The 4,884-nt window shown below is 48.9% G+C and carries 4 protein-coding genes; 2 read left to right on the top strand and 2 right to left on the bottom strand.

Annotated features, from left to right (window positions below):
• Positions 1–129: 129 nt before the first annotated feature.
• Positions 130–903 (bottom strand): hypothetical protein, encoded by a 774-nt coding sequence (locus COV46_07860; GenBank protein ID PIR16564.1) that lies wholly within the window; start codon positions 901–903, stop codon positions 130–132.
• Between the two features lie 31 nt (positions 904–934).
• Here COV46_07860 and COV46_07855 point away from each other — a divergent pair, with 31 nt between their 5' ends.
• Both COV46_07855 and holA read left to right on the top strand, forming a co-directional pair.
• Positions 935–3,379: a leucine--tRNA ligase gene (locus COV46_07855; protein PIR16563.1), complete on the top strand. Its 2,445-nt coding sequence runs from the start codon at positions 935–937 to the stop codon at positions 3,377–3,379.
• Positions 3,380–3,412: 33 nt separating this feature from the next.
• Complete coding sequence (gene holA / locus COV46_07850) at positions 3,413–4,414, top strand: DNA polymerase III subunit delta (GenBank protein PIR16562.1); 1,002 nt, start codon at positions 3,413–3,415, stop codon at positions 4,412–4,414.
• Here holA and rpsT read toward each other — a convergent pair.
• Positions 4,401–4,694 carry a 30S ribosomal protein S20 gene (gene rpsT / locus COV46_07845; GenBank protein ID PIR16561.1) on the bottom strand — a complete coding sequence of 98 codons (294 nt, stop codon included), beginning with the start codon at positions 4,692–4,694 and terminating at the stop codon, positions 4,401–4,403. The two genes, holA and rpsT, sit on opposite strands and share 14 nt — an antisense overlap.
• Positions 4,695–4,884 lie beyond the last annotated feature (190 nt).

Genomic DNA, 4,884 nt, shown 5'->3' with positions numbered 1-4,884 from the left:
ATGAAAATTGCAACACGTTGATTTATAACGGTTCATCCTTCGACAGGCTCAGGACGAACGAGCAATTTACGGGTTTTTAGAGGTGCCCTATGATTATTAATGGGTTGCAAGCGGAAAATAGCAGATTTTTTATTGTGCAAATCCTTTAAGTCTGAGCGTTCTGAGCATCTCTTTTGCCTCCGGATCTGCGCCCATCTTCAAAAGTATATCTTTTATCTTTTGCGTTGCCGGTTGTTCACCAAAGGCAACAATCGGCGCCGAAGGGACGGGCGGCGAGGTCGTCCAGACGGTGAGTTCTTTGGCCCACGGCTGACTGATGCTTTTGAGAGTGAAATATTCCATCGGCTGAAGGATCGCTCCGCCTTTAAGCGTGCCGGCCGAAATATTCTTTAATGTCGGAAGGATGTTATGTATCCGTTCAACTTTTAAATTCGCGACCTTTTCGTTAAGAATGAATTTTGAGATGAATTCGCCCGTTAGCGGTTGCTTTGAATGAAGTATCGCTCCGTCCCAGTCCAAAGGGGGTTTCCCCTTTCCCACCACAACATAGTTCTCGTACGGTTTGCCGGAAGGGAGGGGGAGCGTTTGCAAAAGTTTGGTGTTCGGGCCGAGCGCCTTGTCGTTCATGGCATATGCGGCAAAACTTATGATGCCGAACGCCGGTCTTGAACTTTTGATGTAAGCGGCGCCTTCGGGGACGTTGTTGAAATATCCTCCGGTGATCTTATCGGGTGTTATCCTTTGATTTATATAGTCAAAGAAGGGGCCTATGGCCCCCTGTGCATCGACAGTGGTCCCGGCTTCGCCCGGATACCAGAAAATCATTTTGTATTCCTGAGCAAGGGTATTTCTCGCGAAAAGAGTTGACAACAAGATTAGTATTGAGATTTTGAACGGTTTCATATTAAATCCCACTACTTAAAAAGGAAAATCTATGCAAGATTATAATCCGAGAGAGATCGAACCCAAGTGGCAAAAAGAGTGGGAAAAGAATGGCCTCTTTAAGGCCAAGGAGGAGAAGAAGCGTCCTAAGTATTACGTCCTTGAGATGCTACCGTATCCGTCGGGCCGTCTTCACATGGGGCACGTGCGAAACTATTCGATAGGCGACCTGATCGCCCGCTATAAGATAATGCAGGGATTCAACGTTCTTCACCCGATAGGCTGGGATGCCTTCGGCATGCCCGCAGAGAACGCCGCTATAAAGAACAAGACCCATCCAGGCAAATGGACCTTTGAAAATATCGCCTACATGCAGAAGCAGTTCAGAAAATTAGGCATCTCCTACGATTGGGACCGCGAAGTTGCAACGTGCGCGCCCGACTATTACAAATGGGAGCAACTCGTATTCCTGAAGATGTACGAGAAGGGTATAGTAACGCGAAAGACCGCGATGCTTAACTGGTGCGACACCTGCAAGACCGTTCTTGCCAACGAACAGGCCGAGGGGGGGAAGTGCTGGCGCTGCGACAACGATGTTGCGCTAAAGCCGATGACCCAGTGGTTCGTAAGGATCCCTCTTTATGCCGAAGAACTTTTGGAAGATATCGACAAAGAGCTCAAAGGCTGGCCCGAACGCGTTACCCACATGCAAAAGCTCTGGATAGGAAAGAGCGAAGGGGCCCTGATAAAATTTTCCCTCCCTTGTAAGGAGGGGAGGGAAGATCAAGTGGTCGATGTATTTACCACACGACCCGATACTCTTTTTGGCGCCACGTTCATGAGCCTTGCGGCGGAGCATCCCCTTGTCGAAGGGCTTTCCAAAGGAACACCGGAAGAGGCCAACATCAAGGCGTTTAGAGAGCGCACCTCCAAGATAGGGCGCATGGATAGACTCCTGGGCAATTATGAGAAGGACGGCGTCTTTACCGGCGCATATTGCGTCAATCCTGTCACGGGGCTAGATATGCCTGTCTATGCCGCCAATTTTGTATTGATGGATTACGGCACCGGAGCCGTAATGGCGGTTCCTGCCCACGACCGGCGAGACTTTGAATTCGCAAAGAAATATAGCCTCCCCATAAAAGAGGTGATCAAGCCTGCGCAGGGCGAGCAACGCACGGCGAACGGCGCTTATGAGGGTCCCGGCACGCTTATCAATTCTGGCGAGTTTACAGGTATGGGCAATGAGGCCGCCAAGATAGCAATAATAGATGCGCTTAAAAAACAAGGGGTTGGGGATAAAACCATAAACTATAAGTTGAAGGATTGGTGTATCAGCCGTCAGCGATATTGGGGGGCTCCTATACCCATCGTATACTGCGAAAAGTGCGGTATCGTGCCCGTCCCCGAAAAAGAGCTTCCAGTTTCGCTTCCTGAAGACATTGAGCTTACCGGCGAGGGCGGGTCGCCGCTTGCAAAGCTTGAAAAATTCATAAATTGCAAGTGCCCAAAGTGCAAAGGTGCCGCCAAGCGCGAGACCGACACCATGGACACCTTCGTTGAATCAAGCTGGTATTTTCTGCGTTATTGTTCGCCAAAATATAGCAAAGGGCCCGTAGACCCGGAGGCGGCCAAATACTGGATGCCTGTGGACCAATATATCGGCGGCATCGAACATGCGGTGGGACATCTTCTCTATTGCAGGTTCTACATGAAGGTCCTGCGCGACCTCGGATTCGTTGAGTTCAGCAAGTCAAACGAACCGGTGAAACATCTTTTAACGCAAGGGATGGTGACGTTGGGTGGAAGCGCAATGTCCAAGTCCCGCGGCAACATTGTGGACCCGGACCGGATCATCGAAAAATACGGCGCCGATACAGCGCGCCTCTTTATCCTATTCGCTTCACCCCCGGAAAAAGACCTTGAATGGAGCGATGCCGGGATAGACGGATGCTGGAGATTTCTAAACAGAGTGTGGAGGTTGGTGACGAAGGAAGAAGGTGGAAGGAAGAGAGAAGAAAGGCTTGGAAATGAGCTTGAACGTTGGATCCACAAGACGATCAAACGCGTTACTGAAGATATCGAACGCTTTCATTATAACACCGCGATCTCGGCCATAATGGAATACGTGAACTATCTTTGTGCGAATCACGAATCACGAGTCACGAGTCACGCCGTTGAAACCCTTGTGCTTCTCATCTCGCCGTTCGCGCCGCACATGGCGGAAGAGCTCTGGCATCTCACCGGCCACAAAGAGACCATCATCAAGGTAAAGTGGCCTTCGTACGACCCCGAGAAGGTGAAGGAGGAGAAGATGCTCATAGTCGTTCAGGTCAACGGCAAGTTGCGCGATAAATTAGAGGTGGCGCCAGACATCTCCGAGGAGGATATCAAGAAACAGGCCCTTGCATCTGAAAAGGTGACAGGTTATTTAGAGGGAAAGGTTCCCAAGAAGGTTATATATGTCAGAGGGCGATTAGTTAGTATTGTTGTCTGATTCCCCCTCCTTTGTAAGGGGAGGAAACAATGTATGCCTAAATTAACTATACACGATTTAGACCGTGAACTTCGCAACAAAACGCTGAGGCCGGTCTACTTTATTTACGGCGCCGAAGGCTACCTTGTTTCGACGGCCATAGGTAGAGTCAGGGAATACGTCAAAAATATCGCCGGCGACTCTTTTGAACCCGACAGATTCTCCGGAAAGGATTCGGACCTTGCAGAGATCACTTCATGCGCCGGAACCCTTCCGATGTGGACGACACACAGTCTCATTCTTGTTACCGAGGCCGACAAGATGACCGATACGAAACCTCTCGCAAAGTACCTTTTAAATCCTTCCAAAACATCCACAATAGTCTTTTCCGCGGAAAAGGCCGACGGCAGGACCGGTTTTGCAAAGATTCTCTCCGACAAGGCCGCGGTAATAGAATGTAAGCCGTTGTATGATGACAAGCTTCCGGACTGGGTAAGGATGGAGGCTTCAAATAGGGGGCGGCAGATGTCCATGGAGGCGGCGAATATCATGGCCGACCTGGTGGGAAATAATCTGGGTGAGTTGGCGGGCGCCATCGACAAGATCATGTTATATATAGGAAAGAAAAAGACGATAGATATGGCAGATGTAGAAACGGTCCTTACAGAAACGGGTAGAAAGAACGTTTTTGAATTTACTGAAGCGGTAGGGCGCAGGGACCTTAAAGAATCACTCCGGTTGCTAAAAAGGCTCTTTGATTTTAACGAGAACGAAATAATGATACTTTCGATGCTTGCCCGCCATTTTAGGATACTCATCAAGGCGAAAGAGGCCACAATGGGTAAATATGTCGATAGGGCCTCGCTTCCGAAACTGCTGGGAGTTAACCCGTTCTTTGTCGATAAATATGTGGCACAGTCAAAGATGTATCAGTGGCGTGAGCTCAAGAAGACCTTTAAAAGATTATATCAGACGGACAAGCTCTTAAAATCAAGTAAACTTCCCAAAGAGACGATACTCGAAAGATGCGTGAGAGAGTTGATCACAGCCGGTTAACAGCCACCGTGAGGCGCGAGATATAACGCGAAGCGGTTCTCATATTTGTGGCGTTCTTGTTGGCCGATTTTGCGATAACGGGAATGGCGGCCGTTAAAGCGGTTGTAGCGGCTTCTTTGTTCTTCGCCACGATCGCCTTTTTCACCTTTTTGATTGCCGTGCGCATTGTCGAAAGGTTGCCGGTGTTGCGTGCGGTCCTTTTTATATCCTGACGGGCGCGTTTGAGCGAGGATAAGTGGCGCCCACATTTAAGTTTCTTTTGTTTTCTTGCATCTGCCATATTTAATAGTGCCCAAGTGCGTAAGTGTCTAAGTGCGTAAGTTGTCGATAACTCACTATAGACACACTTATTAGGCCGTCTGAGTTTCGGGGTCCCTAACATGGGTCAAAAATAATGTCAAACCTTAAATCTTTAAGACATGGAACTCGGAATAAACATCGTACCCCCCTATAAAGAGGATAAGGTATAT

This window comes from Deltaproteobacteria bacterium CG11_big_fil_rev_8_21_14_0_20_49_13, assembly GCA_002796305.1.
In the GTDB taxonomy this organism is placed as follows: domain Bacteria; phylum UBA10199; class UBA10199.
The sequence above is the reverse complement of the archived record's forward strand: the minus strand, read 5'-3'. Positions and strand labels throughout refer to the sequence as shown.

What these genes read in the sequence shown, in the direction of transcription:
- rpsT (PIR16561.1), bottom strand. Translation starts at nt 4,694, where the DNA reads ATGGCAGATGCAAGAAAACAAAAGAAACTTAAATGTGGGCGCCACTTA.
- COV46_07855 (PIR16563.1), top strand. Translation starts at nt 935, where the DNA reads ATGCAAGATTATAATCCGAGAGAGATCGAACCCAAGTGGCAAAAAGAG.
- COV46_07860 (PIR16564.1), bottom strand. Translation starts at nt 903, where the DNA reads ATGAAACCGTTCAAAATCTCAATACTAATCTTGTTGTCAACTCTTTTC.
- holA (PIR16562.1), top strand. Translation starts at nt 3,413, where the DNA reads ATGCCTAAATTAACTATACACGATTTAGACCGTGAACTTCGCAACAAA.